Raw genomic sequence first — 23,878 nt, forward strand, 5'->3', positions numbered from 1 at the left:
AAGGAAAATGATAACGTTTACTTATAAATGAAATTATTTATAAATACGTAAAAATGGCTCGTATTGTTGAAATGATTTCTAATTCTCCCGATTGAATGGGTGGAGCTGCTTGTGCATGTAAAGTAGCATAGGACGTTACTTCCCGTGGTAATTGGGCAGATTCTTCAACGAATGAGAGTGGAACAGGATTAATGTTTAAATTGTATGTACTCGCAATAGCACGAGCTTTTTCCACCGCTTGTTGCAGAGCTTGAATGAGAGCTTGCTCATAATATTTATTTGGATGAGATATTCGAAAACGTAATCCTTTTGCTAAGTTTGCTCCATTTGAAACGGCTATATCATATACTTCCCCTGCTTTTTGTACATTTAAAACGGTAATTTCATACAAATGTTCTACACGATATCCTTGTAATAATGCTTTATCATTTACATATTCGTACTGGGGCGTAATCGTATATGAAATGGTTTCTATATTTTTGTCGGCAATACCTAGTTGTTTTAGTGCATCCAATAATTGTTTTGATTGCACTGCATTTTCTTCTTGCGCTTGTTTCACATTTTTACTATCAGTTCTAATGCCAAGTGTTAATATAACAACATTGGGTTTTGCTTTGACAACACCTTCACCTTGTACAGTAATAGTCGCTTCTTTACCAGTATTAGCTGTGCGTACGTTGTGTAAATAAGGATTCATTCCACCTTGCATCTTCCATCACCATCCTTATTTATATGTATATGTGTGAACAAAAAAGAAATTTATATGAAAAAAGTTACATAAATGAGAATGTTGAGGGAAGAAAGCATATACAACATAGGTATTTATAGATTATAATATGTGTAAATATGATAAAAAAGGGACGAGGCTAGTGAACGAAAAAAGAGAAACACTGATTTTAGAGTTATCCGGATCATTCCGAAAGATGATACGTTTATTACAAAATGATATTAATACACGTTTTGCAGAACATATGCCATACAATGAATTTTCTGTATTACGCGCGTTATTTTTAAACAGTCCACAGATGGCTTCGCAAATTGCGAGTGAAGTAAACGTAACCTCCAGTCATATTACAGCTGTTACTGACCGTCTCGTACGAAAAGGGTTTGTAGAAAGAAAGCGTTCAAATTCAGACCGTCGTATCGTGTACCTAGAAATTACAGAACACGGAAGAGAAGTAACTGAAAAACTTGAAGCTGTGCGTAAAGAATATTATAAAGAGAGATTTAAAGGTTGGAGCGACCAAGAAATAGAAATGGTTTTAGATCTATTTGGCCGCGTATTATAATAAATGAGGATAGGAAGCGAAAGCTTTCCTATCCTTTTTCTTTTGAATAAAAACATTTTGAAACTCCAATACTTTAATTAAAAAGAATCGGAGTGAAAAATTATGAAACGTATTTCTATGCTTTTTATTATGATTGGAAGTTTTTTCTGTTTTCATCAATTCGCGGACGCCGCGACGCCTCTTCAAGTCGTTCAGAAAGAATTACAACATATTTCAAATAAGCAACCTGTTTTATATTCAAAACTATGGATTCGCTCTATGCAGAATGCTATTTTATTTCATCATAGTGATAACATTCGGCATGAAGATACGATCAGTAATGTAACAAAGTCTTCTCTTGTAAAAGTAAAACAGCTTCCACTTCAGAAAGCATCACAGTACATCCCGAGATTATCACAATATATTTCTAAGTTTGAGGCTGAGAATGTGCAAGTGTATTATGTGGCAGCTCGATATGAAGTGAAAAAAGAAAATCCGTATCAGTTAAATGGAATGAATTATTTTATGCAAGTGTTTATTCAACAAGGGGGAGAATGGAGAATTGCTGAAAGTATAGTTGCTCCAACAGATCAAATCGTCGCAAATGGTGACGGGTTTGGAACGAAGCAAGAAAAAGAGTATGGGAAAAGAAGAGAGAATGTGAAATAACCTCTTTATTTAGATCGGGATATATATAATAAAAAAGCATTGCTCTTGTGCAATGCCCTTTTTTATTTAGTTCATATAAGAGTTAAATAATCTATAACATCTTTCTTTTGTCATTGTATCACTTTTTTCGGCAGCTTCTATTAATGCCATTGTTCCGTGTTTATAGTTTCACATCTATAATGCTTTTTGAAACATGTATCCACCACCTTAATTCATATTTATTTTCCTCCAAAAGCAAACTTCAATTTTAAAAGACGTGTAAAAATGAAGTAACTCATGATAGCGAATAGGAAAAATCCAACATAATAAGATAGAAGTGCATCTCGTCCGCCTAATATTCTACCGCCAAGCAGTCCGAAGCATAGAACGGTGCAAATCATGAACCATTTTTGCAAGTTAGGAAACAATAGTATTTTTCCGTTTTGTTCGTTCGGTGTACGTGTGTATAGAAAGATTGCCATTGATAAAAAGATAATGATGTAAGCAAATGGTGTTAATAGTGTCCAAGGAGAAGGTACAGAAGTATGCTCCATTGGATTGTCCTGTGGTACACTAGAAAGTTTATTGCCACGGTCATCAAATGTTTCTATCGGGTGGTAATCATAAGTAATAGAAAAAGATTCTAATGGTGAAATGATACCTATATGTTGTAAGTACTCATAAGTATGGTGCTCTATTTCTCCCAATGCCTCTAAAGACCATTGTGTATGGGAATAAATGAATCCGGAAATTAACATTCCAAAACCGTATGGTAAAAATAATAAAATGATAGTTAAACTACTTTGAGAGAATATATGTCCAGTAATGGTTCCGATAAATAAGGTGAATGTATAAATAGCGATAAGTGCAACCGTAGCATATAGAAAGTAACTATGGAACGGAGTAAAGATTTGATACTCATTGTGAAACGACATGTTCTTTATTCCGTACATGCTAATCCAGCAAACAATTTGCACTGTAATAATATTCAAAACGCCAAGCCACCATTTTGTTAAAAAAATATCTTTTCGTTTAAAAGGCATCGAGAATAGAAAATCAGTTGATTGATTGTTACGTTCCCACCCAATTAAAAGACAAGCAAGTGCAATAAGAGTAGCTCCTTGAAAGAGGACGGCACCATCAGATGTCTGAAAATAGTAGGAGTAGTAATATGCATAGTCATCAAACTTCATTTTTGATTGTTTTAGCTGCATTTGCGCTGCTTGATAATATTTATAAGGTAGTTGATATAAACTAGTTAACCAAAATAATAGAATTATATATTTTCCTTGCTTCCATTGCCTCATCCATAAAGCTTTATGAAACATGCGAATCCTCCTCAAACGTTGTGATAAAGATATCTTCGAGCGACATGGTTAATTCCTCAATGAGCAGTGGCTGTTCTTTATGAAACTTTTCTAATGTAGCTGCTACATTGCCTTCAATTAAAATTGTATATACTTTTCCGGTTTGATTTAATATTTTTACATGTTTTAAATTTTCTAGTTTTTGTGGTAGTGACCGTTCGTAAGCAACTTGTATTTTTGCATAGCGAGATTTCGTATCTTCTAATGCTGTAATTGAAGCGATTGTGTGATCTTTTAAAATAATAACCGTGTCAGCAATTTTTTCGACTTCATCTAAATGGTGAGTAGAAATGAGAATAGTGATTTCCCGTTCCGATACTTTTTCAATTAAAAATTGCAAGATTTGTCTTTTTACAATTGGATCAAGTCCATTGGTTGGTTCATCTAAAATAATGTATTCTACGCCTGTACAAAAAGCTAAAATGATTGCAAGAAGTGCTTTCATACCGCGTGAGTAACTACGAATTCGTTTTTCAGGTAGATTGAAGCGCTCTAACAGCTGATAAAAATATTCTTCATTAAAGTTTGTATAAACAGCCTTATAAAACTTCGCAATTTCTTTTACTGTATATCCGCTTAATATATTAGTAGAATCTGGTACATAAGCTACCTTCTGCTTGATTTCTGGATGTTTATGAACATTCACATCATCATATGTAACAGTCCCCTCATCTGGGTCTAAAATGCCAACCATCGTTCGTAATAAAGTTGTTTTCCCCGCACCGTTTCTTCCGAGTAATCCGATGATACTTCCTCTTTGTAATGTGAAAGAAACATCATCTAAAATCGTTTGATTATCAATTGTCTTCTTCAAGTTCGTCACTTTCAGCATCCGCATTTCCTCCAATCTCTTTATAGTATGAATCTATCCAATCATGAATTTTATCTTTCGTAACACCGAGATAAGAGGCTTCTAATAGTAACTGATGAAATTGCTTTTCAACCATAGCGATTTTCCTTTCGTCTAATGTTGGGGTAATCGATTGGGATACAAATGTTCCTTTTCCTCGTAATGTTTCAATAATCCCTTGTCGCTCTAACTCTTGGTACGCTTTACTCACTGTATTTGGATTTATAACGAGTAAAGAAGCGAGTTCGCGTACAGAAGGTAGTTTGTCACTTGGAGCTAACATGTTCTTCAATACGAGTGCTTTTATATTTTGAACAATTTGTTCCCATATCGGAGTGTTGCTTCTTGGATCAAGTTGAATATGCAAGAGCAATGTCTCCTTTCTGACTTGTATTAAGTGTACTACTTCATGTAATACACTTAATACAATATAGGTGATGAATGTATTTGTCAACTGAAAATATTAGAAAAATATGGTATTAAAAAATAAGAAATTGGAAAAAATAGGTCTGATATAGAATGGAGGGTTAGTCATGAAGCGAGTTTTTGGAATACTTGTTTGTTTCATGTTATTGCTTTCTGGTACTTCAGTTAGTTTCGCACAATCTGAGAAGACAAAGCAGGAGAAAACAGAAGAAACAGCGCCGAAGTTAGCGGAACAAGCGTCGTCAGCAATCGTAATTGAACAAGATACAGGTAAAGTTTTATTTGATAAAAATCCAAATGAGAAGTTACCGCCTGCCAGTATGACGAAGATTATGACAATGCTATTAATTATGGAACAAGTTGAAAAAGGAAAACTAAAACTGACCGATAAAGTTAGGGCAAGTGAGCATGCAGCTTCAATGGGTGGATCGCAAATCTTTTTAGAGCCTGGGGAAGAGATGACTGTAAATGAAATGCTAAAGGGTATTGCAATTGCATCTGGAAATGATGCGTCTGTTGCAGTAGCGGAGCATATCGCTGGTTCAGAAGAAGGTTTTGTAAATATGATGAACAAAAAAGCGAAAGATTTAGGATTGAAAAATACTCATTTTCAAAATCCAACAGGTCTTCCAGCTAAAGACCATTATTCTACAGCAAATGATATGGCTATAATGGCGAGAGAATTAATGAAGTACCCACTTATTCGCAAATATACAGGTAAATACGAAGACTATTTACGTGAAGATACCGATAAGAAGTTTTGGCTCGTAAATACGAATAAGTTAGTACGTTTTTATCCTGGAGTAGATGGTGTGAAAACGGGCTTTACGACTGAAGCGAAATATTGTTTAACAGCATCTGCTGAAAAGAATGGGATGCGTGTTATTTCAGTTGTTATGGGAGCACCTACATCGAAAGAACGGAACAATCAAGTAACGAAGCTTCTTGACTACGCATTTGGTCAATATATGACAAAGAAATTGTATACACGAGGCGAAAAAATTAAGACTGTACAAGTAGGAAAAGGTAAAAAAGAAAAAGTAGATTTAGTTGCGTCAGACAACGTGTCTCTTCTTATGAAGAAAGGCGAAAATATGGATAAAGTAAAGCAAGAAGTAATTGCTGAAAAGAAAGTGAAAGCGCCGATTAAAAAGGGCGATGCACTTGGTACACTTGTTATTAAAAAAGATAAAGATGTTTTATTAAAGCAAACAATTGTAGCAAAAGAAGATGTTGCTGCAGCGAGCTGGTGGGAGTTATTTAAAAGAAGTTTTGGGATGTTTTCAACATCAAAATAGCGGCAAATATTTTGCCGCTTTTCTATTCGTATGAAAGTAAATAATTGCTGAATGGTTTCACTTTATGGCGAAATAGTTCTTCTTTTGTCAGTAGGAAGGATTCTTATGTTGAATCACGAAAATCTTTATGTATGTAAATGAGTAAAGTTTGAGCATAAGGAGGAAATCGTGTGAGTCTTTCCATGCAATTAGAAGTAAAACGTGACGTCCTATGTGTGAGACTAGCGGGTGAATTAGATCATCATACTGCTGAAGAGTTGCGAACGAAAGTAACAGATATGATTGAGACACATGGTGTTCATCATATTGTTTTGAGCCTAGAGAACTTATCGTTTATGGATAGTTCTGGTTTAGGTGTTATATTAGGCCGATATAAGCATGTAAAGGGATTAGGTGGAGAAATGGTTGTTTGTGCAATTTCACCGCCTGTTAAACGTTTATTTGAAATGTCGGGCTTATTTAAAATTGTTCGCTTAGAAGAAAGTGAAGCGCATGCGCTCGCGACGTTGGGGGTGGCATAAATGAGAAATGAAATGAACCTTCAATTTTCAGCATTAAGTCAAAATGAATCGTTCGCTCGCGTTACAGTAGCTGCTTTCATTGCGCAACTAGACCCAACGATGGAAGAACTTACGGAGATTAAAACAGTTGTGTCAGAAGCAGTTACAAATGCAATTATTCATGGGTACGAAGGAAATGCAGAAGGTGTTGTTTATATTTCTGTAATTTTGGAAGAAGCAATGGTGAAACTCACGATTCGAGATGAAGGGATTGGCATCTTTGATTTAGATGAAGCAAGACAACCCCTGTTTACAACTAAACCTGAATTAGAGCGTTCCGGAATGGGATTTACTATCATGGAAAATTTTATGGATGAAGTAGAAGTTATTTCAAACGAATCTTTCGGGACAACAATCCATTTGACAAAATACTTATCAAATAGTAACGCTCTATGCAATTAAGGAGAATAGCCTATGGACATCGAGGTCAAAAATGAAAAGAAGAAACCTCAGTTAAAGGACCACGAGCTAAAAGCGTTAATTCAACAAAGTCAAGATGGAGATCAACAAGCGAGAGATACAATCGTTCAAAGTAATATGCGTCTCGTATGGTCGGTTGTGCAGCGTTTTCTTAATCGAGGATACGAACCAGACGATTTATTTCAAATTGGATGTATTGGGCTCTTAAAATCGGTAGATAAATTTGATTTATCTTTCGACGTGAAATTTTCAACATATGCAGTTCCAATGATTATTGGAGAAATACAACGATTTTTACGTGATGATGGATCAGTGAAAGTAAGTAGATCTTTAAAAGAAACAGGAAATAAAATTCGAAAGATGAGAGACGAGCTTTCGAAAGAATTCGGAAGGGCCCCAACGATTAATGAAGTAGCCGAAGCGTTAGAACTAACGCCAGAGGAAGTGGTTCTGGCGCAAGAAGCGAGTCGAGCTCCTTCATCTATACATGAAACGGTGTATGAAAACGACGGGGACCCAATTACTATTTTAGATCAAATTGCAGATCAATCTGAAACGAAATGGTTTGATAAAATTGCTTTAAAAGAAGCAATTAGAGAATTAGATGAGCGAGAACGTTTAATTGTATATTTACGCTACTATAAAGACCAAACTCAATCGGAAGTAGCGGAGCGAATAGGTATTTCGCAAGTACAAGTTTCAAGACTCGAAAAGAAAATATTAAAACAGATGAAAGATCGAATAGATGAATAGCTATCTATTCGATTTTTTTTGGATTTAAATAGGAGCAGATTGTAAACTTCTATAAAAGTTTACAGAATTTATTGATAATTTAGTAAATTTAAAATATAATCCAAGTATGAACTTGTCACAAAGGGGGAAGAAAATATGGAAACGAGGCAACAATGGGGAACGAGGGCTGGATTTATTTTCGCAGCGGTCGGCTCTGCCGTTGGATTAGGAAACATATGGCGTTTTCCTTATACAGCGTATGAAAATGGAGGAGGCGCATTCTTTTTACCGTACTTATTCGCATTATTAACGACTGGTATTTCATTATTGGCGTTTGAATTTGCACTTGGGCATCGTCATCGTGGTTCAGCGCCACTTACGTTCTTCCGTATTCATCGGCGTGCTGAATTCATTGGATGGTGGCAAATGTGTGTAACGTTTATCGTTTCAACATATTATGCAGTAATTATTGCTTGGTCTATTTCATATACGTACTTTGCAATTACTGGAGCATGGGGGAAAGACACGCAATCATTTTTATTTAAAGAGTACTTACATGTTGCAGATAAGCCAGGGCAGTTTGGGGGGCTTGTGCCAGAAGTATTAATTCCATTAGCTCTCGTTTGGATTATTGTGCTTGGTGTTGCATTCAAAGGAGTTAAAAAAGGAATTGAAGTAGTTAACCGTATTTTCATCCCTTTACTAGTTGTTATGTTCCTTATTATCGTAGTTCGTGCAGTGACGATGGAGGGTGCGATGCAAGGATTAGATGCATTCTTCAAACCAGATTGGAGTCGTATTTTTGATGGAAAGGTATGGCTTGCTGCTTATGGTCAAATTTTCTTTAGCTTATCTTTAGCATTTGGAATTATGATTACGTATTCTAGTTATTTACCGAAAAACTCAGATACAACAAATAATGCCTTTATTACTGGTTTTGCAAACTCAGGATTTGAATTATTAGCAGGAATTGGGGTCTTTGCAGCTCTTGGATTTATGGCAAACAATATGGGAGTACCAGTTGATAAAGTAGCAAGTGCTGGTGTAGGACTTGCATTCGTAGTATTCCCGCAAATTATTAATGAATTACCGATGTCACCGTTATTTGGCGTATTATTTTTCTTATCATTAACGGTTGCCGGAATTACATCTCTCATCTCGCTTGCGGAAGTATGTTTTGCTGCCGTATCTGAAAAGTTCAGCTTAAGCCGCCAAAAAACAATTGGAATTATGGGGACGCTTCTCGTACTAGTTTCTCTTGTTTTTGCAACACGTGGCGGGCTTATGTTCCTAGACGTTGTTGATTATTTCGCTAATAACTTCGGATTAATTTCAATTGCATTAGCGGAAGTAGTTACGATAGGACTCATTCTACGCCGTTTACCAGTTTATCAAAATCACGCAAACTTCGTATCTGATATTAAGTTAGGGACATTTTGGAGAGTCAGTTTACTCGTTATTACCCCGCTTATGTTAGGGTACATGTTAATTGATGGGACAATCCAAAATATTAAAAAGAACTACGGAGATTATCCAACGGAGTTTGTCGTAACATATGGTTGGTCAATTGCGGCAGCATTCCTTATCGTTGCGCTAATCATTAGTCTAAAGAAATGGAATGCACAAATACATTCAGATTCTGCTAAGCTTGAAAAAGAATGGAAAGATCGGGGTGTTTCATAATGAGCGGATCAGCGATTATGATGATGGTTATTGGTATAGTAGTCATTTGGGGAGGACTCGCATTAAGTATTGCAAATTTATTTAAGAAAAAGGCATAAACTAAAAAACATCTGTACCGAAACGGTACAGATGTTTTTTTATGAAAAAATTGTATTAGAAAAAAATTCAATAACCATACTACAACTACGAGGAAGAGTGAAGAGGTGAATGGAAATTGGAACAAACAATTTATATTAAAATGCGTAATCGATTAAAAGTTTCGCCTACGTATGAAGTGAAGCTGGGTGATGTTGCTCAACTTGCGGGAGATGCTCTGGTAGTTCAGTCGTTACAGGATGAGGTAATTTACAAAATAACAGCGCATGATAAGACGCATGTCGTAATTGATGTTATGAAAATAATTGAAATCATTAGGAAAAAAGCGGCTCATATACAAATTAATTTACTCGGTTCTGGACAAACTCTTGTTGAAATTATATATGAAAAAAAGAAAGTACATCCAATTTTCTTCGGACTTGTATGGTTGTTACTTTTCATTGGAGCGGCCCTTGCGATCATTTATTTCCATGAAGATGTAAGCATGCAACAAGTGCACCAACGGTTATATTACATGATTACGGGAGAATTTAAGGCACAACCACTTTTATTTCAAATTCCTTATTCATTAGGTCTTGGGTTAGGTATGGTCTTATTTTTTAATCATGTATTTCAAAAGCGAATTAATGAAGAGCCGAGTCCGTTAGAAGTGGAGATGTTCCAATACCAGCAGTCACTTGACCAATATGTAATTGTTCATGAAAACAAGGACAATATGAAACAACTTGCCGATGATTGAGTCTGGGCTTGTTATTTTAATTGGTTTAGCGGGAGGGATTGCAGTAGGTAGCGGGTATGTCGCATTTTTAGCTGTACTTGGTATAATCCCTCGTCTAGCTCAATTAACGAGAAGTGGAAAGCACATTCAATATTTTGAGTGGGCAGTTATTGCAGGTACGTTAACAGGGGCTTGGTGTAGTTTGAAAAACATTACATTTCAAACGTCGCAATATTGGCTTGTTATATTAGGAATATTTTGTGGCACATTCGTTGGAATGCTTGCAGCCGCATTAACAGAAGTGTTAAATGTTTTACCTATTTTAGCGAAACGAATAGGGGTAGAGGGGAAAATTGTTGTTTTACTCGTTGCTCTTGTACTTGGCAAAGTAATAGGCTCGTTGTTTCACTGGATTTATTTCGTAAAGTAGGAGGCAATATATAAATGACAGGGCGAAAACTAAAGGATGATTACATAAATAAAGTGAAGGAGTACCATCCGAAACCAAATTATTTCTTAAATTGTGTTAAGGCATTTCTTGTAGGTGGACTCATTTGTACTGTCGGAGAAGTATTGATGAAATTTTATATACATTATTTTCATTTCAGTGAACAAGAAGCAGGAAATCCGACAGTTGCAACGCTTGTATTATTATCGGTGATTTTAACAGGTTGTGGTGTATATGATAAAATCGGTCAATTTGCTGGAGCGGGATCGGCCGTACCTGTTACGGGATTTGCGAATTCTATGGCGAGCGCTGCGCTAGAACATAAGAGTGAAGGAATTGTACTCGGGGTTGCTACAAATATGTTCAAGCTGGCGGGAAGTGTTATCGTTTTTGGGGTCGTTGGTGCATACATTATTGGGTTAATAAGATATACTTTTAACATTTTTATGTCTTAAAGGAGGGGCTAGTATGAGGTTGACCGGAAAACAAACGTGGGTATTTCAAAATGATATTTATGTGAATGCAACCGGTACTGCTGTCGGTCCAAAAGAAGCTGAAGGCCCTCTTGGAAAGGATTTTGATATTTCATACGATGATTTACATTGCGGAGAGGAAAATTGGGAACTTGCTGAACGAAGATTAATGTCAGATTCAATTCAACAAGTCTTGCAAAAAGGAAATGTAAAAACATCACAAATTGATTTCTTTTTAGCGGGTGATTTATTGAATCAAACAGTGACAGCAAATTATGTTGCGCGTAAGTGGGGGATTCCCTTTTTAGGGATGTTTAGCGCTTGTGCAACCTCGATGGAGACTTTAGCGGTTGGATCAGCCTTTATAGATGGTGGATTCGCAAATCGTGTTTTAGCGACGGTAAGTAGTCATAATGCGACGGCCGAAAGACAGTTCCGTTATCCAACAGAGTATGGGGGACAAAAACCAGGAACAGCAAATTCCACTGTTACAGGTGCGGGATCCATATTAATTAGTAAAGAAAAAAGTGCCATTAAAATTACGGCAGCTACGATTGGAACAGTGCAAGATTTAGGGATAGTAAATCCTTTAGATATGGGGTCGGCGATGGCACCTGCTGCTGCTCACACAATTCAACAACATTTTGAAGATTTGAAGAGAAGTGCAGCAGACTATGATTTGATTGTTACCGGTGATTTATCAGCTATTGGAACACCAATCGCGAAACAACTGTTACTGGAAGAAGGTTATGATCTTGGGCATATATATAATGATTGCGGATTAATGATCTATAATTCTGATCAAGAAGAAGTATTTGCAGGTGGTAGTGGCTGTGCTTGTTCAGCTGTTGTCACATATGGTCATTTATTAAGCGAGATGCAAAAAGGGAATTTACAACGAATTTTTGTCGTTGCTACTGGTGCATTATTAAGCCCGATGATGATGCAGCAGAAAGAAACCATTCCAACAATTGCACATGGTGTCGTATTTGAGAGAGTGAGGGGAGAGTGAATTGTGGATTTTATATATGCATTTCTTGTAGGAGGCGCCATTTGTGTAATTGGACAGGTATTGTTAGATTTCGCAAAGTTAACACCAGCCCATTTAATGGCTACCTTTGTAGTTATAGGAGCAGTTTTAGATGGATTCGGATTGTACGATAAGCTTATAAAGTTTGCTGGTGCTGGGGCGACAGTTCCTATTACAAGTTTTGGACATTCACTATTACATGGGGCAATGCATGCGGCAGAAAAACACGGATATATAGGGATTGGTATGGGTATGTTTAGTTTAACGTCTGCAGGCATTTCTGCAGCGATATTATTTTCATTTTTTGTAGCACTTATATGTAAACCGAAAGGATAAATCAAATGAGACGAAGGGTTGTTTTGGTCACAGATGGAGATGAATATGCAAAGCGAACAATTGAGCTTTTAACGAAGGAATTTGGGGGAAGGTGTATTTCAGCATCACAAAGTAATCCAACCAAATTGACAGGGAAGAAAGTTGTTGAGCTTATTATGCAAACGCCATATGACCCTGTATTTGTCATGTTTGATGACAGTGGATTTATTGGAGAAGGATCTGGTGAAAAAGCTTTAAAATATGTAGCCACACATAAACAAATTGATGTACTGGGGATTTTGGCAGTAGCGTCTAATACACATCATTGGGAATGGGCACGTGTAGATGTAAGTGTAGATCGGAACGGGAATTTAACCGAATACGGTGTTGATAAATTTGGACTTCCAGATGGTGAAATTGGCAGAATTAGCGGCGATACAATTTATTGTTTAGATGGTCTGAATGTTCCTGTCATTGTGGGAGTGGGTGATATTGGTAAGATGTGTGGAAATGACGAATGGGAGAGAGGATCACCTATTACTAGAAAAGCAATTCAATTAATTTTGGAAAGGAGTGGATTTTATGACGAAGCCTAAAAAAGTGGATATCCCTATCTCATCTTTCATAAGTGATAATGAAAATTACTTAAAGCAAACAGCTGGACTGGGTGTTACATACGATGTTGGCATTCGTAAATTTCAAATTTTAAATAAAGAAATTGGTGTGTTATTTGTAAACGGACTTTGTGATACGAATTATATTATCCCTATTTTAGAAGAAGCGGTGGATACAAATGAAATAAGGGATGTAGAAGAAGATACAGTGAAGCTATTAGAGAATCGTTTAATTCATCAACAAGTAAGTAAAGTGAAAACGATGGATGAGGTAATGCTCCAAGTATTATCAGGACTCATCATTATATTTGTGGAAGGTGAAACGGAAGCGTTCGCAATAGATGTTCGTAGTTATCCGGGCCGGACGCCGACAGAACCAGATACAGAAAAGGTAGTACGTGGTGCAAGGGATGGATTTGTTGAAAATATCGTTGTAAATACAGCGTTAATCCGTAGAAGGATACGTGACCCACGTCTTCGAAATGAAATGATTCGAGTAGGAGATAGATCGCAAACGGATATTTGTATTACATATGTACAAGATGTTGCAAATCCGGATTTAGTTAAGATTATAAAACAAGAATTAAATAACATCGATGTCGATGGAATTACGATGGCGGATAAAACAGTGGAAGAATTTGTTGTAAAGCAAAGCTATAATCCATTCCCGCTTATTCGGTATACAGAAAGACCGGATGTGGCGGCGAATCATATATTAGAAGGACATGTGTTAGTACTAGTTGATACATCACCAAGTGCTATGATTACTCCAACAACATATTTCCACCATTTACAGCATGCAGAAGAGTTTAGACAAAATCCGGCTGTCGGTACATTTTTACGCTGGGTACGCTTTTTAGGTGTCTTATTCTCCTTGTTTTTACTACCATTTTGGTTAGTGTTTGTATTTGATCCAACTCTTTTACCAGAAAATCTTGCTTTCATTGGGCCGAATAAGATGACGCATTTACCAATTTTATTACAAGTGTTGATGGCCGAAATCGGACTTGAGTTTTTAAGGATGGCAGCCATTCATACTCCAACGCCGTTATCGTCTGCTGCAGGACTAATTTCCGCCATATTAATTGGTCAAATAGCAATCGATGTAGGTTTGTTTGTACCAGAAGTTATTTTGTATGTAGCAGTTTCTATGATCGGTGCATATGCAACACCGAGTTATGAATTAGGACTCGGAAATAAGATTGGAAAATTATTTGTTATTATTTTAACCGGTCTCTTCCATGAGATGGGATTTGTAATAGGTATGACGATATTGCTTTTATTTTTAACATCGATAAAAAGTTTACAAACACCATACTTATGGCCATTTCTACCATTTGATTGGGGAGCTTTAACAAAGATTTTAATCCGCCCAACAATGTCTAGTTTAAAAGTGCGCCCAAGTATTGTAAGACCTCAAGATGTAAGAAGGCAAAAATAAGCAGGATTAATCTCCTGCTTATTTTTTTATCGAAAAATTTATTGTTTTTTAACAAAAATCAAACATTTTTTGTGTACACTTAGAGTAGATATTGTGTATGGAAGGGGAAGAGGACATGATTAAATTATTTGTAAGTGATTTAGATGATACGCTCGTTTACAATGTGAATCATATGCAAAAAGAAGATGAACGTGCAATTTGTTGGTTAGCTGAAAAAGGGACAAATATTTGTTTTGCCTCTGGCCGCTTTACTCATCGAATTGATGAAGTCGTAAATAGGTTTGCATTCCCGTATTACACAACTAGTTTAAATGGAGCGATGATGTTACTGCCGGATGGAAAAATATTTCATGAATCAAGTTTTGAAGATGGGATTGCCCAGGAAATATATCGATATATCCATAAAAAGGGACTAGCAGATATTGTTTGTGCAAATGAGCAACGGTATACAAAAAGAAAGAATGAACATCATCATAATTTTGAAACGTATATGGGCGTACATATTGCTGAGATAGAAGCATTGGAAGAGGAATTTGGTAAGACTGTACATCCTGCGAAATTGTTTGTTTTTGGAGAAGAAGAGACAATTGCAGCATTAGATCAAGAGTTACGAGATGCATTTCAGAGCGAAGCAGAAGTTTTTATGTCTGGTAAACGCTATGTTGACATTATGCCAAGGGGAGTAAGTAAAGGGAGTGCTTTAAGGCGGCTAATGGAACATTTGCAAATTGAAGCAAATGAAGTTGCATGCATTGGGGATTCTTTCAATGATATTTCTATGTTTGAAGTAACCCCGCATTCATTTACTCTTCATCATGCTCATCCATATGTGAAGGAGAAGGCAAATCATATTGTTCGTTCGGTTGAAGAAGCTGTTATGAAATTGCCGTTACTCGTATAAAAAAAAGAAGCTCGTCACTGACGAGCTTCTTTTTATTTGAATAACGATTTAACAAAATCAATGATACTTGAGAAGAAATCTTTCACTTTATCTAGGAATCCTTGCCCTTCTTCAGATCCTAAAAAGGCAGAAACGTGTTCTTTTGCTTTATTTAACTGACTGCCAACTTGATTCCAATCGATATTAAGATTTTTCATTTTATCAAATAGCGCAACTAAGTTATCTAACTGTTCATCCGTTAATGTAATACCAAGTTGATCCGCAATTTTTTTAATTAATGAACGTAAATCTTCAGTCGTTTTTGGCTGTTCTTTGGCAATTTCTTCTTTAATTTTTGCAACAAGTTGAACTGCTTTTTCTTCACCAATTTTATCGCCGAGTTGGGCTGTTTGCACCATTTCTTCATTGGCTACTTTTTTTACTTCCTCAGGAATTGCTTTGTTCGATGTTGTTTCATAAGCTTTCATTAAACCGGTTAAAGCAGCAGTTCCTGAAACTTTAAATGGTGCAGTAATTTGAATTTCTGCATCTTTCACACCTGCTGTAATAAGTGCGTTTGTGTACATTGCATCTGTTATCGAATTAATGTTTTTTGAACGTACAATGAGGCCAGACCCTGGCTTTGTGTATGTAATCATAGAAGAGGAAATTGCTCTCGTACCAATTTGCGCTTTTGGAACAATTCCTTCTAGAAATTTATGTTCTTCCGCATTAGACACAGTAATGATTGTAGCATCTTTTGGTGCTTTCATTTCTTTTAACAGATCTTGTTTTTGTTGTTCAGACAAGTTTTCTCCTAGTGTAACAATTGATTCTCCTTCGATGATGTCTGCAAACGAAGCTGTTGGCATCATAAATACCGTTACAGCTAATAGCAGAGCTAGTAATTTCGTTTTCACGAAAAATCGCTCCCTTTCTCTTTCTAAAATTTTCGGGCAACACAGTTATTATAGTATATATTTTTTATTTGTCACCTAGCTTTTTCCACATTTCAAAAAAGAAGTATGTAGATTGTCGGATTCTTTTTGTTTCTAGTCATGAATGTGGTAATATAGTGCTGAGATAGTTGAAAGGAGACATATACGTATGAAAACTTTAGGATACATATTAATGGAAAATGGTGAAAAAATCGATTTAGAATTTTTCCCAGAAGAGGCACCAAAAACAGTAGAAAACTTTAAAAAACTAGCAGAGCAAGGATTTTATGATGGTGTGACATTCCACCGCGTTATTCCTGGCTTCGTAAGCCAAGGTGGAGACCCGACAGGAACAGGTGCAGGTGGCCCAGGCTACTCTATCCCATGTGAAACTGATGGAAATCCTCATAGACACCTTGTAGGATCACTTTCTATGGCTCATGCTGGCCGTAACACAGGCGGTAGCCAATTCTTTGTTGTTCATGAGCCACAACCGCATTTAGATGGTGTACATACTGTATTCGGTAAAGCAACAAGCGGTATTGAAACAGTATTAAACATGCGTCAAGGCGATGTAATGAAAGAAGTTAAAGTTTGGGAAGAATAAGTTAATGGGAAAAGAGAGCTATTGCTCTCTTTTTTGTTTTTAGTAGGAATGGGTATTTCGGTTACAGTACATGATACAAGTAGTACTGTTTTTGTAGTGAAAATATGTCGCTTATGAGAACAAAATTTTAACAAATTACATAGAATACATTAGATTACATGTTTCAATAAATATTTTTTATTACATTAATTTTGCTAGAATTCATTTGCTCTCAGGTGATGAATATTGAAGTGATAATGAGCGATGGATGTTTTTTTTCGCTTTCATATAACAACGTTTCTCCTTCTATCTACTTAGAAAAAATAGTACTGAAACATATATTTGACTTTCTTCTTTTCGCTTTGTATGATTATCAAGTTGTTTTAAGCCCTTCTCACTCTGTTGAAAATATTGTAAAATGAATGTGATATGAAAAGAGTGGTTGAGGGGATTAATAGTTTGTAACTTTTGTAAGAAGGGATAAGGGTTATGTTAATTCGTTTTAAAAAAAGTTATGAAAAGATTGCAATGGGGCTTCTTTCATTTATGCCAACGGAAAAAGATGTGAAAACATTACAATTGACTATGAAAGATTATGAAGCAAAGGATGATTGGCAATTGTATTTGTGGAAACAAAACGAAGATTTTGTTGGGATAATGGGGATTGTAAAAAAAGAGAATCAAGTTTTGGAAATTCAGCATTTGAGTGTGAACCCATCTCACCGTCATATGGGTATTGGGACGAAGATGGTACAAGAGTTAAAGAGTAAATTTCTTGAATTTACAATTTGCGGAAATGAGCAAACAGCAAGTTTTTGCAAAAAGTGTAAAGGGCTTGAACAGAATATACATTCATGAAAGCAGAGATAAGTAGTTTTTTATCTCTGCTTTCTTTTTTGTAATTGTTCGTTTCGTTCAGTAATGACTTCTGTTCGATCACGTAATGTGTGCTTATGTATTATATATTCATTAGAAGTAGCATTCACGTCTTTCCAAGGGAGGTTTTGTTTCTGACATAATTCCATGCAGTGCTTTTCTAATGCTGTATCAGATAATGGTAAAAATAACGGTGTAAAACCTTCTTCTTTCTGTATAGATTGTAATCTTTCCTTGAGTAAGAATAGAAGTTGTGTGGCATTTATTCCTAAACGTAGTAAAGGTGTACTGTTTTTTTCTAAAATCGTTATGGCGCTTTTCATCATCTTTTCTGCGCCATTCCAGTTAGAGCGTCTTTGATGGTATAAAGAAACTGCAATTTGAATGAGACCGACTAAATAATGATCACGATCTCCTTTTGGTTTTTCCTTCCAATATTCTTCCAGTATTTCGTGACATTCAAAATAATCGTAATCTCCATGAAAATGAATTAAAAATTGTATGTATTCGGTAGGATACATGTTCTTCACCCCTGTTTAACGGTTATAAATACAAGTGTATCATAGAAATATGAACAATAAACGACTAGGGAATTTTCCCTAGTCGTTATTGTTCATATTAGCAGAAGCAAGCTGCCCCTACAATAATTAGTAAAATAAACAATACAACAAGTAATGCGAACCCACCGCTAAAACCGCAATCAACGTGACCCATAGTTTTTTGACCTCCTACATTGTTCTTACTACACTGTTATCATATGAAGCCGTGGGCATGATGACATAGGCATCGGTCTATTTTTAATTAAATTTCTTAAAAAGGTTGGATAGAACATGAGTATGCTCTATACTTATGTTGTTATAGAAAAAATGTGGTGGGATGCTTTGTGCAGTATAATTTTAAAGTAGAGGCTTTTGAAGGGCCTTTAGATTTATTGTTACATTTAATACATCGTTATGAAATTGACATATATAATATTCCTGTAGCGGAAATTACAGAGCAATATTTATCTTATGTTCATACGATGAAAGAACTACAATTAGATGTTGCAAGTGAGTATTTAGTAATGGCTGCGACTTTATTACAAATTAAAAGTAAAATGTTGTTGCCGAAACATGAAGAAGATGTACTTGATAACGGTGATGACTTTATAGATGACCCTCGTCAAGAATTGATGGAGAGGTTAATTGAATATAAGAAATATAAGCAAGTTGCTACTGAGCTAAAAGAAAGAGAACTAGAAAGAGCACAGCTATATACACGTCCGCCAATTGATTTTACATCATTGCAACAAGAAGAGGAGACAAACTTGCCTCTTGATGTTACGTTATATGATATGCTAGCGGCATTTCAAAAATTAATGCGCCGTAAAAAAGCAAAGAAACCTGTAACAACACGTATTACTCGTCAAGAAATACCAATTTCACAGCGCATGACTGATATTTTAAAGCAGTTAGAAATACAAGGTGGTCGTCAAAGTTTTTATGATTTGTTTGTTGATGATGAACGGGAAATAATGGTTGTAACATTTTTAGCGGTTCTTGAGCTTATGAAAAATCAACAAATTATAATTGAACAAGAACATAATTTTGATGAAATTTTCGTATCAAGCTCTACTAAATCTGCATAGAGTTAGTATGGTAAATGGGATAGAAATAGCTATATCTCATGCTAGGTTTGAATGTATCGTTTGGAACAAGAGAAAAAATATTGAACCGAACGCATGAATTGTGATTCGGTTTTTTGATGTGTATTTTTATGGAGAAAATAGGAGGAAGGAGCTCGTAAAATGGATAGAACAGAACAGAAATCAATCATTGAAGGGCTTTTATTTGTGTCTGGTGATGAAGGGATTTATCCAGAACAAATAGCGAAAGTCCTTGAAATTGAAGGAAATGAAGTAATCGATATTTTAGAAGAAATGCAAAAAGAATGTGAAGGTGCACACCGCGGTTTGCAAATTGTACAGTATGCAAAAGTATATCGTTTTGCTACAAAGAAAGAACATGCTTCGTACTATCAAAAATTAATAGATATCCCAACAGCTGCTTCACTCTCTCAGGCTGCTCTAGAAACGTTAGCGATTGTGGCATATCGTCAACCGATTACAAGGACTGAAATGGAAGAGATTAGAGGGGTAAAAACCGATAAGGCGTTACAGACGTTAGTTTCACACTTACTTATAAAAGAAATGGGAAGAGCAGAAGGGCCAGGGCGTCCTATTTTATATGGAACAACGAAAGAATTTTTGGATACATTTGGACTGAAAACATTAGATGATTTACCGGCACTTTCTGAAGAGAATGAACAAATGAATGAAGCAGATTTATTCTTTGGTTCTTTACAGGAGATATCGAAATAAAAGCTTAGCATTTTGCTAAGCTTTTTTTGTATATCAATTATATACCGTGCCATACTAATTGAAAAAGGAGACGAGTTATGAGAGGTATACGAAGTATTTTATTATTAGTTTCTGTTTTGTTATGCTTTTCTTTAAATAGTGCATCGGCCAAAAGATATATGATGTCTATTCATACCACGTCTCCTTTACATATGCAGCGGCAACATTTTGGTAAAATGAAAGTGAGTTTTTTAAAAGTTGGGCAAGGTGATGCGACACTTATTACATTGCCCAATGGACAAACGATGTTAATTGATGGGGGACCTTACGAAGCCGGAGAGGTTATCATTCAAAAACTAATCGAAAAAGGGATTAACCATTTAGATGCTATCGTCAGTACTCATCCTGATATGGATCATATAGGAGGGCTGATTCCGATTGTAGAACAAATGCCAGTATCACTTATATTAGATAGTGGAAAAACATATAGTTCTTTTACTTATCACACGTATCGGAATCATATTAAAAAAAGAGGAATTCCTTTCGTCTCTGTAAAAGAGGGACAATACATACCGTTAGATCCGCATGTTTCCATACAAGTATTAAATAATGGGAAATCAAAAGATGAAAATAATGAATCTTCAATTGTATTAAAGATTCGGTATGGAAAGGCGGATTTTTTGCTAATGGGTGATGCTGATGTGCGAACGGAAACTGAAATATTAAAGCAATTTGATGTACATGCAGATGTGTTAAAGGTGGGACATCATGGCTCATATACTTCAACAAGTGAAGTGTTTATAAAGAAAGTAGAGCCACAGTTCGCAATTCTTTCATATGGAAGCAAAAATCCGTATGGACATCCGCACCAAAGTGTAATGAGACGATTAAAACAGCATGGTATAATGATATATGGGACAAATAAACGTACAGTAGAAATGGAAACAGACGGCGAGCATATTACAGTAGGCACTAGTGGATTAATGCCATTACTTAAATGAGTGATAGGATACGAAGATATTCTCCCTTTTTGGAAAACTGAATAACATATATTATAATTGCGAGAGACGCAATAAGTGTCCTTTTTGTTAAACAAAAAGGAAATTTTATTCGAATGTCTAGACAACTACTCGTGCATATATTAAGATGGAATTAGGCGAATAAGGTAATAATAACAAGTAGGTATTTCATGGGAAAGGATCGATGAAAATGAAAACGCAAGTTGTCATCAATGCCAAAATTTATACAGGTCAAGAAGTAGTGGAAAACGGATTTATTCGTTACGCAGAAACAATTAAAGAAATTGGTTTGATGGCTCAATATGTATCACAAGAAAATGAAGCGGTTTTAGATGCGGCAGGGAAGATTGTGATTCCAGGTATGATTGATGTTCATATTCATGGTGGATACGATATTGATGCGATGGATGCAAATAGCGATGGATTAGTAACTCTAGGTAAAGAAATGTTAAAAGAAGGAGTTACAACTTACTTCCCAACAACAATGACACAAGCTCCAGAAGCAATCGAAGCAGCACTACATGCTGCGAAGGAAGCGAAAGAAAAAGGAGCACATTTCGAATATATTCACTTAGAAGGACCGTATGTTTCAAAAAAACGTGCAGGTGCACAACCACTTGAACATATTGTTCCTGCGAATATCGAACAATTTAAACAATGGCAGGAAGCAAGCGGGAATCTAATTAAATTAGTAACATATGCACCTGAAGAAGAAGGTGCGTTAGAGTTTGAGCAGTATCTTGCTGAAACTGGTGTTGTCGGCACAATGGGACATACAGATGCAATTGATGCGCAACTAAAAAATAGAAACATTACACATGCAACGCATTTATACAATCAAATGCGAGGATTACATCACCGTGAACCAGGAGTTGTGGGTCATGTGTTATTAAATCCAGATGTAATGGTTGAAGTAATTACAGATGGTATTCACATTCACCCTGATATGGTGAAATTAGCATATAAATTAAAAGGACCGAAAAAAGTAAGTGTTATTACTGACGCAATGCGTGCAAAAGGTCTTGAAGATGGATTATATGAGCTTGGCGGACAGCCAGTACATGTAAGAGACGGTAGTGCTCGATTAGAAGATGGAACGTTAGCTGGTAGTATTCTAAAAATGGATCAAGCTTTCCGAAATGTAATTGAATTTACAGGTTGTTCAATCGAAGATGCAGTACTGATGACATCAGTTAACCAAGCAGAAGAGTTTGGATTAAATCATAAAGGTGCATTAGCGGTAGGAAAAGATGCAGACTTTGTTGTGATGAATGAAGATTTACATGTATATGATACGGTTCGTTTAGGAATTCATATGAAGGAAGGGAAGTAATTAAATGAATATTCTTGTTGTAAAAACTCCAGAAGAACTAGCAGAAGCAGGTTATAAATTAATTGAAGAAGTTGTGAAAACAAAAGAAAATCCAACATTAGGAATGGCTACAGGAAGCTCTCCATTAGGTATTTATGCAGAAATGCGAAAAAATAAACTTGATACAAGCCGTGTAACCACTGTAAACTTAGATGAGTACGTAAATTTACCACATGAAGATAAAAACAGCTATCACTATTTCATGCAAGAACAGTTGTTTGATCATCTTCCATTTAAACAAACTTATGTACCAAACGGGATGGCAAGTGATTTAGAGGAAGAATGCAAACGTTACGAGGGCATTCTAGCTGCTAACCCAGTTGACCTACAGATTCTTGGAATCGGTGAAAACGGTCACATCGGATTTAACGAGCCAGGAACACCGTTTAATTCTCCAACAAACATTGTTGAATTAACAGAATCTACACGCCAAGCAAACCTTCGCTTCTTCGAAAAAGAAGAAGATGTGCCAACCCATGCGATTACAATGGGAATTGGAAGCATTATGAAAGCGAAACAAGTTCTACTTGTTGCTATGGGTTCTAAAAAGGCAGAAGCTCTTAAAGAATTATTGCAAGGTGAGTATAGTGAAGCGTGTCCTGCTACAGTTTTACAACGTCATCCGAATGTAACCGTAATTGCTGATCAAGAAGCTCTATCTTTATGCAGTGAGGCGATTGCTGATGAACATCGACAAGTATTCACCATTTCCGATCTATTATCAGATTCAAGAGTGGGTGAAACAGCTAATTGAGGACGGCGAATGGAAGCCGGGAGATAAAATCCCATCTGAGAATGAACTTTGCGATAAGTTCGAAGTGAGTCGTATGACAATCAGACAGGCGATTAATAATTTAGTGGAACAAGGCTATTTATATCGGAAACGTGGAATCGGTACGTTTGTCCAACTTCCGAAAGTGGAACAAAAATTGCAAGGAATGACGGGATTCACAGAAGATATGATTTCTCGTGGAATGAACCCAAGTAGTCAATTACTTAGTTTCCGCCTAGTTCCAGCTACTGCGAAAATAGCAGACAGGTTGAGAATACAGGAGGGAGAGTCGGTTTATGAAGTTAGGCGTATTCGCTTAGCTGATGATGAACCGATTGCTTTTGAGACGACATATTTGTCGCCAGCTCTTGTAAAAGATATTAACGAAGAAATATTGCAACAATCTTTATATGAACATTTAGAGAAAAAACTGGGCTTTAAACTTGTTAGCGCTACTCAATCAATTGAAGCTTCAATTGCAACGGATAATGAAGCTGAACATCTGCATATTCCTAAAAAGGCGCCAGTGCTTGTAATGCGTCAATGGTCATATTCAGAAGGTGAAGTACCGTTAGAGTATGTGAAATGTATTTATCGCGGGGATCGTTATAAGTTTATTACAAACATCGCACGTAACAAATAATATATTTCAGTTTGTGAAGTACAGTTAATGTCAAATTGTTTAACATGTAAAGAAATAAAAATACGAC

At 36.1% G+C, this 23,878-nt stretch carries 32 protein-coding genes; 25 read left to right on the top strand and 7 right to left on the bottom strand.

Translation table 11 applies throughout. The features are described from left to right. Positions 1-37: 37 nt before the first annotated feature. Positions 38-709, bottom strand: a complete 672-nt coding sequence (locus KVT31_RS03050) for an SIMPL domain-containing protein (protein ID WP_076540012.1) — start codon at positions 707-709, stop codon at positions 38-40. Between the two features lie 160 nt (positions 710-869). Here KVT31_RS03050 and KVT31_RS03055 point away from each other — a divergent pair, with 160 nt between their 5' ends. Beyond that, positions 870-1,289 (top strand): MarR family winged helix-turn-helix transcriptional regulator, encoded by a 420-nt coding sequence (locus KVT31_RS03055; protein ID WP_001003312.1) that lies wholly within the window; start codon positions 870-872, stop codon positions 1,287-1,289. 102 nt (positions 1,290-1,391) lie between these two features. Further along, the gene (locus KVT31_RS03060) at positions 1,392-1,937 is read left to right on the top strand and encodes a hypothetical protein (protein ID WP_088097639.1); all 546 of its coding nucleotides are present in this window, start codon (positions 1,392-1,394) and stop codon (positions 1,935-1,937) included. 218 nt (positions 1,938-2,155) lie between these two features. On the opposite strand, the gene KVT31_RS03065 is transcribed toward KVT31_RS03060, so the two are convergent. From KVT31_RS03065 to KVT31_RS03075, 3 genes are read right to left on the bottom strand one after another with little or no spacing between them, the layout of a single operon-like run. After that, positions 2,156-3,244, bottom strand: coding sequence for an ABC-2 transporter permease (locus tag KVT31_RS03065; RefSeq protein ID WP_088097638.1), 1,089 nt, complete (start codon positions 3,242-3,244; stop codon positions 2,156-2,158). Then, positions 3,234-4,115, bottom strand: coding sequence for an ABC transporter ATP-binding protein (locus tag KVT31_RS03070; protein WP_088097637.1), 882 nt, complete (start codon positions 4,113-4,115; stop codon positions 3,234-3,236). Before KVT31_RS03070 ends, KVT31_RS03065 begins: the two co-directional genes overlap by 11 nt. Next, on the bottom strand, positions 4,081-4,500 hold the full coding sequence (locus tag KVT31_RS03075) for a GntR family transcriptional regulator (protein WP_088097636.1): 420 nt from the start codon (positions 4,498-4,500) through the stop codon (positions 4,081-4,083). The genes KVT31_RS03070 and KVT31_RS03075 overlap by 35 nt, the downstream gene beginning before the upstream one ends. A 166-nt stretch (positions 4,501-4,666) precedes the next feature. On the opposite strand from KVT31_RS03075, the gene dacF reads away from it, so the two are divergent. From dacF to KVT31_RS03145, 14 genes are all read left to right on the top strand, one after another. Continuing rightward, positions 4,667-5,857 (top strand): serine-type D-Ala-D-Ala carboxypeptidase DacF, encoded by a 1,191-nt coding sequence (dacF, locus tag KVT31_RS03080; RefSeq protein ID WP_088097635.1) that lies wholly within the window; start codon positions 4,667-4,669, stop codon positions 5,855-5,857. A 170-nt stretch (positions 5,858-6,027) separates the two neighbouring features. Next, positions 6,028-6,378: an anti-sigma F factor antagonist gene (gene spoIIAA, locus KVT31_RS03085; protein WP_000059133.1), complete on the top strand. Its 351-nt coding sequence runs from the start codon at positions 6,028-6,030 to the stop codon at positions 6,376-6,378. Further along, a complete protein-coding gene (gene spoIIAB / locus KVT31_RS03090) occupies positions 6,379-6,819 on the top strand; it encodes an anti-sigma F factor (RefSeq protein WP_001243399.1) in 441 nt (146 codons plus the stop codon). A 12-nt stretch (positions 6,820-6,831) separates the two neighbouring features. Beyond that, the gene (gene sigF / locus KVT31_RS03095) at positions 6,832-7,590 is read left to right on the top strand and encodes an RNA polymerase sporulation sigma factor SigF (protein ID WP_000350734.1); all 759 of its coding nucleotides are present in this window, start codon (positions 6,832-6,834) and stop codon (positions 7,588-7,590) included. 135 nt (positions 7,591-7,725) lie between these two features. Next, the gene (locus KVT31_RS03100; protein ID WP_088097634.1) at positions 7,726-9,252 is read left to right on the top strand and encodes a sodium-dependent transporter; all 1,527 of its coding nucleotides are present in this window, start codon (positions 7,726-7,728) and stop codon (positions 9,250-9,252) included. Further along, positions 9,252-9,350 carry a methionine/alanine import family NSS transporter small subunit gene (locus tag KVT31_RS03105; protein ID WP_000016826.1) on the top strand — a complete coding sequence of 33 codons (99 nt, stop codon included), beginning with the start codon at positions 9,252-9,254 and terminating at the stop codon, positions 9,348-9,350. The genes KVT31_RS03100 and KVT31_RS03105 overlap by 1 nt, the downstream gene beginning before the upstream one ends. Before the next feature lie 116 nt (positions 9,351-9,466). After that, positions 9,467-10,087: a stage V sporulation protein SpoVAA gene (gene spoVAA, locus KVT31_RS03110; protein WP_088097633.1), complete on the top strand. Its 621-nt coding sequence runs from the start codon at positions 9,467-9,469 to the stop codon at positions 10,085-10,087. Further along, the gene (gene spoVAB / locus KVT31_RS03115) at positions 10,080-10,496 is read left to right on the top strand and encodes a stage V sporulation protein SpoVAB (protein WP_088097632.1); all 417 of its coding nucleotides are present in this window, start codon (positions 10,080-10,082) and stop codon (positions 10,494-10,496) included. The genes spoVAA and spoVAB overlap by 8 nt, the downstream gene beginning before the upstream one ends. A 14-nt stretch (positions 10,497-10,510) precedes the next feature. Further along, a complete protein-coding gene (spoVAC, locus tag KVT31_RS03120; protein ID WP_088097631.1) occupies positions 10,511-10,969 on the top strand; it encodes a stage V sporulation protein AC in 459 nt (152 codons plus the stop codon). Between the two features lie 13 nt (positions 10,970-10,982). Next, positions 10,983-11,999 (top strand): stage V sporulation protein AD, encoded by a 1,017-nt coding sequence (spoVAD, locus tag KVT31_RS03125; RefSeq protein ID WP_088097630.1) that lies wholly within the window; start codon positions 10,983-10,985, stop codon positions 11,997-11,999. Positions 12,000-12,002: 3 nt separating this feature from the next. Then, positions 12,003-12,353, top strand: coding sequence for a stage V sporulation protein AE (spoVAE, locus tag KVT31_RS03130; RefSeq protein WP_000345909.1), 351 nt, complete (start codon positions 12,003-12,005; stop codon positions 12,351-12,353). Positions 12,354-12,358: 5 nt separating this feature from the next. Further along, positions 12,359-12,928 carry a stage V sporulation protein SpoVABEA gene (gene spoVAEA, locus KVT31_RS03135; RefSeq protein ID WP_088097629.1) on the top strand — a complete coding sequence of 190 codons (570 nt, stop codon included), beginning with the start codon at positions 12,359-12,361 and terminating at the stop codon, positions 12,926-12,928. Then, on the top strand, positions 12,915-14,387 hold the full coding sequence (gene spoVAF, locus KVT31_RS03140; protein ID WP_088097628.1) for a spore germination protein SpoVAF: 1,473 nt from the start codon (positions 12,915-12,917) through the stop codon (positions 14,385-14,387). Before spoVAEA ends, spoVAF begins: the two co-directional genes overlap by 14 nt. A gap of 97 nt (positions 14,388-14,484) precedes the next feature. Further along, on the top strand, positions 14,485-15,288 hold the full coding sequence (locus KVT31_RS03145; RefSeq protein ID WP_140392538.1) for a Cof-type HAD-IIB family hydrolase: 804 nt from the start codon (positions 14,485-14,487) through the stop codon (positions 15,286-15,288). A gap of 32 nt (positions 15,289-15,320) precedes the next feature. On the opposite strand, the gene KVT31_RS03150 is transcribed toward KVT31_RS03145, so the two are convergent. After that, positions 15,321-16,187, bottom strand: a complete 867-nt coding sequence (locus tag KVT31_RS03150) for a DUF1002 domain-containing protein (protein ID WP_000850509.1) — start codon at positions 16,185-16,187, stop codon at positions 15,321-15,323. Positions 16,188-16,374: 187 nt separating this feature from the next. On the opposite strand from KVT31_RS03150, the gene KVT31_RS03155 reads away from it, so the two are divergent. The 3 genes from KVT31_RS03155 (at position 16,375) to ribT (ending at position 17,649) form a co-directional block, all read left to right on the top strand. Beyond that, positions 16,375-16,812: a peptidylprolyl isomerase gene (locus KVT31_RS03155; protein WP_000853785.1), complete on the top strand. Its 438-nt coding sequence runs from the start codon at positions 16,375-16,377 to the stop codon at positions 16,810-16,812. A gap of 218 nt (positions 16,813-17,030) precedes the next feature. Then, positions 17,031-17,213, top strand: a complete 183-nt coding sequence (locus KVT31_RS30175) for a hypothetical protein (protein ID WP_088098186.1) — start codon at positions 17,031-17,033, stop codon at positions 17,211-17,213. Between the two features lie 67 nt (positions 17,214-17,280). After that, positions 17,281-17,649 (top strand): GNAT family N-acetyltransferase RibT, encoded by a 369-nt coding sequence (gene ribT, locus KVT31_RS03160; RefSeq protein ID WP_000908397.1) that lies wholly within the window; start codon positions 17,281-17,283, stop codon positions 17,647-17,649. Between the two features lie 20 nt (positions 17,650-17,669). On the opposite strand, the gene KVT31_RS03165 is transcribed toward ribT, so the two are convergent. Beyond that, positions 17,670-18,188, bottom strand: coding sequence for a DUF309 domain-containing protein (locus KVT31_RS03165; RefSeq protein ID WP_088097626.1), 519 nt, complete (start codon positions 18,186-18,188; stop codon positions 17,670-17,672). Positions 18,189-18,285: 97 nt separating this feature from the next. Continuing rightward, the gene (locus KVT31_RS03170) at positions 18,286-18,381 is read right to left on the bottom strand and encodes a YjcZ family sporulation protein (protein WP_000510194.1); all 96 of its coding nucleotides are present in this window, start codon (positions 18,379-18,381) and stop codon (positions 18,286-18,288) included. Positions 18,382-18,550: 169 nt separating this feature from the next. On the opposite strand from KVT31_RS03170, the gene scpA reads away from it, so the two are divergent. The 6 genes from scpA to phnF all read left to right on the top strand — a co-directional run bounded on the left by scpA (position 18,551) and on the right by phnF (position 23,811). Beyond that, positions 18,551-19,294, top strand: a complete 744-nt coding sequence (scpA, locus tag KVT31_RS03175) for a segregation/condensation protein A (protein WP_061679113.1) — start codon at positions 18,551-18,553, stop codon at positions 19,292-19,294. A 159-nt stretch (positions 19,295-19,453) separates the two neighbouring features. Further along, positions 19,454-20,026, top strand: a complete 573-nt coding sequence (gene scpB / locus KVT31_RS03180) for a segregation/condensation protein ScpB (protein ID WP_088097625.1) — start codon at positions 19,454-19,456, stop codon at positions 20,024-20,026. 77 nt (positions 20,027-20,103) lie between these two features. Further along, positions 20,104-21,006 (top strand): ComEC/Rec2 family competence protein, encoded by a 903-nt coding sequence (locus KVT31_RS03185; RefSeq protein ID WP_088097624.1) that lies wholly within the window; start codon positions 20,104-20,106, stop codon positions 21,004-21,006. 208 nt (positions 21,007-21,214) lie between these two features. Beyond that, entirely contained in the window at positions 21,215-22,357 is a 1,143-nt protein-coding gene (gene nagA, locus KVT31_RS03190; protein ID WP_088098185.1) for an N-acetylglucosamine-6-phosphate deacetylase, read from the top strand. Between the two features lie 4 nt (positions 22,358-22,361). After that, the gene (gene nagB / locus KVT31_RS03195; protein ID WP_088097623.1) at positions 22,362-23,150 is read left to right on the top strand and encodes a glucosamine-6-phosphate deaminase; all 789 of its coding nucleotides are present in this window, start codon (positions 22,362-22,364) and stop codon (positions 23,148-23,150) included. Continuing rightward, on the top strand, positions 23,080-23,811 hold the full coding sequence (gene phnF, locus KVT31_RS03200; protein WP_002194085.1) for a phosphonate metabolism transcriptional regulator PhnF: 732 nt from the start codon (positions 23,080-23,082) through the stop codon (positions 23,809-23,811). Before nagB ends, phnF begins: the two co-directional genes overlap by 71 nt. The last annotated feature ends 67 nt before the right edge of the window (positions 23,812-23,878 follow it).

This window comes from Bacillus sp. GbtcB14 (assembly GCF_019091205.1).
Classification (GTDB): domain Bacteria; phylum Bacillota; class Bacilli; order Bacillales; family Bacillaceae_G; genus Bacillus_A; species Bacillus_A cereus_AG.